Origin of the sequence: Pseudactinotalea sp. (assembly GCF_048594945.1) — a bacterium.
Taxonomy (GTDB): Bacteria; Actinomycetota; Actinomycetes; order Actinomycetales; family Beutenbergiaceae; genus Pseudactinotalea.
In genome coordinates, this window is the sequence record NZ_JBMDXJ010000389.1 from 1 (window position 1) to 3,410 (window position 3,410).

Consider the following 3,410-nt stretch of genomic DNA (forward strand, 5'->3'; position numbering starts at 1 on the left):
CCGCCTGCACCACCGCAAGGACGTGACCTCACGCGCGGTCGCCGGTGGGCCCGAGGCGCCCGTGGCGCTCGCCTGGGCGATCGACCGCGAGGACGACCGCACCGAGGACCTCATCGGCATCGTCCGCGGCCGTACCGTCAACAGCTCCCGCGGCCGTGCTCAGCCCGCTTCGCCGCCTCGCCAGCCCGCAGGTCCTCAGGTCTCGAAGCCGACTCGCGGCCGCCGCCGCGGAGGTCCTCGTCGCCGCCGCCCCCGCTGAGGTTTCAACGCTCTTCCGGCAAGACGAGGGTTTCAACGCTCTTCCGGCAAGACGAAGGTTCAACGCTCTTCCGGCAGCAGCAGCCTTGCTACGCGCTGCCGGAACAGCGTTGAAAGGGTGCCTGTGCCGGAAGAGCGTTGAAAGCTAGAGGGCGGCGCGCCAAGCCTCTTCGCGGATCTCGGTCCCCAGGACGTCGATGGTGCGGACGAGGCCGGTGGGCGCGAGGCCGGCGCTCTCGAGGAACCCCGCGCGAGCGTCGTCACCAGCGACGACCCAGGTGCGTACGGCGGAGGCGTTCGTCTGCCGCAGGACGTCCGCGCACGCGGCGAGCAGTCGCGAGCCGTGGCCGTCGGAGCGGCGAGCAGGGGTGACCTCGAGGGCGACGATCTCGCCGGTGCCCTCTTCCTCAGGAGCCGGAGCCAACGCCGCGAACCCGACCACCACGGGACCGGCACACGCCGTGAACAACCGGTGCTTCGCCGTCGGCGGGGAAACGAGCGCCGAACGCCACGTCGCCTCGATGCTGGGCACGTCGAGCGCGTCGAGTGCCCCGGCCGGCCACAGCGTGGCGTACGAGTCCCGCCACGCGGAGACCTGGATCGCGGCCCACGCACGCGCATCGTCGGCGAGACCGGGGCGGACACTGACGTCAGCGGTCGGACCGTGGCTGTGACTCACCTGGCCACCCTACGAGGTTGCGGACCGAACACCGGCGGCGCGTGACCCCGTGAACCGGTAGCGTGGGGCGTCATGGTCCACCCGTCCCGCAGCTTCGGCTCGGTGTCGGTGGCGATGGTCACACCGATGCTTCGCGACGGCTCGGTCGACATCGCCAGCGCGCGCCGGCTTGCCACCCACCTCGTCGACTCCGGTTGCGACGCCCTCGTGCTGAACGGCACCACGGGCGAGTCGCCCACCACCCACACGCCGGAGAAGGACGAGTTGATCTCCGCCGTCGCCGACGAGGTCGGCGACCGAGCGATGATCATCGCCGGAGCCGGTTCCAACGACACCGCTCACGCGGTCCGCATCGCCGAGGCCGCCCACAAGGCGGGCGCCCACGGGCTGCTCGTCGTCAGCCCCTACTACAACCGACCCTCTCAGGAGGGGGTGTACCGGCACACCCTGTCGATCGTGGAGAGCACCCCGCTGCCGGTGATGCTCTACGACATCCCGGGTCGTACCGGCGTCGCTTTCGGCGACGAGACCCTCGACCGACTCGCCGAGCACCCGCTGGTGTTGGCCGTCAAGGACGCCACAGGCGACGTCGCCCAGGGATTCGACCGGATGCGACGCACTGGGCTGGAGTTCTACTCGGGCGACGACTCGCTCAACCTCGCCTGGCTGGTGCACGGCGCCTCCGGCGTGGTCTCCGTGGTGGGCCACCTCGTCGCAGGCTCCTACGTGGCCATGGTCGCCGCCGTCGACGACGGCGAGCTCGAGACCGCACGGGACATCTCCGCCACCCTCGCACCCGTCTGCGACGCCTTGATGGGCGGCGGGCAGGGCGCCGTCATGGCCAAGGCGGCACTCGCGCTGCAGGGCCACATCGATCACCCGACCGTGCGCTCGCCGCTGGTCGAAGCCAATGACGCCGAGCTGACCGACCTGCGCACCGCGCTGGTCCTGCACGGCCTTCTCGAGGACAACCACACATGAGCCACCCGCACCCCGATCTCGGCGCCCCGCCCCCGCTCGCGAAGGGCGGCCTGCGCGTCGTCCCGCTCGGAGGTTTGGGCGAGGTCGGCCGCAACATGACGGTCGTCGAGCACAACGGCCGCCTGTTGATCATCGACTGCGGCGTGCTGTTCCCGGAGGACCATCAGCCCGGTGTCGACCTGATCCTTCCTGACTTCAGCTACATCGCCGACCGGCTGAACAAGGTCGACGGCATCGTGCTCACCCACGGCCACGAGGACCACATCGGCGCGGTCCCGTACCTGCTGCGGATGCGGCCCGACATCCCGCTCGTGGGCTCCAAGCTCACGCTCGCGTTCATCGAGTCGAAGATGAAGGAGCACCGGATCACCCCGGTGCTGCGCGAGGTCAAGGAGGGCGAGCGGACCCAGGTCGGCTCGTTCGACTGCGAGTTCATCGCGGTCAACCACTCGATTCCCGATGCGCTCGCTGTCTTCGTGCGCACCCCGGCGGGCACCCTGCTGGCCACCGGCGACTTCAAGATGGACCAGCTGCCGCTTGACGGCCGCATCACCGACCTCCGCGCCTTCGCCCGGCTCGGCGAGGAGGGCGTGGACCTGTTCCTCGTCGACTCCACCAACGCTGAGGTGCCCGGTTTCACCGTCGCTGAGCGGGAGATCGGGCCGGTGCTGGACCGGGTGTTCGCGCAAGCCACGGGTCGCCTTGTGGTGGCCTCGTTCGCCTCGCACGTGCACCGTGTCCAGCAGGTTCTCGACGCCGCAGCCGCCCATGGCCGCCGCGTCGCCCTCGTAGGGCGGTCGATGGTCAAGAACATGACGATCGCCGAGAACCTCGGCTACCTGCACCCGCCGGAGGGCGTGCTGATCGACCTGAAGAAGGTCGACGACCTGCCCGACGACCGCGTGGTGCTCATGAGCACCGGCTCTCAGGGCGAGCCGATGGCCGTGCTCTCGCGGATCGCCAATCGCGACCACAAGGTCTCGGTGGGCCCCGGTGACACCGTGGTGCTCGCGTCCTCGCTCATCCCCGGAAACGAGAACGCGGTGTTTCGGGTGATCAACGGCCTGATGCGCCTCGGTGCGAAGGTCGTCCACCAGAGCAACGCACGTGTGCACGTCTCGGGTCATGCCTCGGCCGGCGAGCTCCTGTACTGCTACAACATCGTCAGGCCGCGCAACGTGATGCCGGTGCACGGCGAGGTTCGGCACCTGGTCGCCAACGGCGCGCTCGCGGTGCAGACCGGTGTGCCTGCCGAGCGGGTCGTGCTCGCCGAGGACGGCGTGGTCGTCGACCTCGTCGACGGCAAGGCACGGATCGTCGGCGCGGTGCCGTGCGGGTACGTCTACGTGGACGGATCCTCGGTCGGCGGCGTCACCGAGGCGGAGCTGAAGGATCGGCGCATCCTCTCCGAAGAGGGGTTCATCTCGATCTTCGCCGTGGTCGACTCGCAGAGCGGCAAGCTCGTCGCCGGGCCGCAGCTGCACGCGCGCGG

The 3,410-nt window shown here is 70.0% G+C and carries 3 protein-coding genes and 1 pseudogene; 3 read left to right on the plus strand and 1 reads right to left on the minus strand.

Translation table 11 applies throughout. The features are described from left to right. Window positions 1-259, plus strand: a pseudogene (locus ACOJSN_RS17570) (LysR family transcriptional regulator); the annotation flags it as partial. A gap of 144 nt (window positions 260-403) precedes the next feature. Here the strand turns inward: ACOJSN_RS17570 and ACOJSN_RS17575 are convergent. After that, window positions 404-937 (minus strand): GNAT family N-acetyltransferase, encoded by a 534-nt coding sequence (locus ACOJSN_RS17575; protein ID WP_420113786.1) that lies wholly within the window; start codon window positions 935-937, stop codon window positions 404-406. A 72-nt stretch (window positions 938-1,009) separates the two neighbouring features. Here ACOJSN_RS17575 and dapA point away from each other — a divergent pair, with 72 nt between their 5' ends. Both dapA and ACOJSN_RS17585 read left to right on the plus strand, forming a co-directional pair. Then, the gene (gene dapA, locus ACOJSN_RS17580; protein ID WP_420113787.1) at window positions 1,010-1,918 is read left to right on the plus strand and encodes a 4-hydroxy-tetrahydrodipicolinate synthase; all 909 of its coding nucleotides are present in this window, start codon (window positions 1,010-1,012) and stop codon (window positions 1,916-1,918) included. After that, window positions 1,915-3,410: ribonuclease J (locus ACOJSN_RS17585; protein ID WP_420113788.1), on the plus strand; the 1,496-nt coding region annotated here is incomplete at its 3' end. The genes dapA and ACOJSN_RS17585, both read left to right, overlap by 4 nt.

Coding starts and splice junctions, on each gene's coding strand:
- dapA (WP_420113787.1), top strand. CDS start 1,010: ATGGTCCACCCGTCCCGCAGCTTCGGCTCGGTGTCGGTGGCGATGGTC.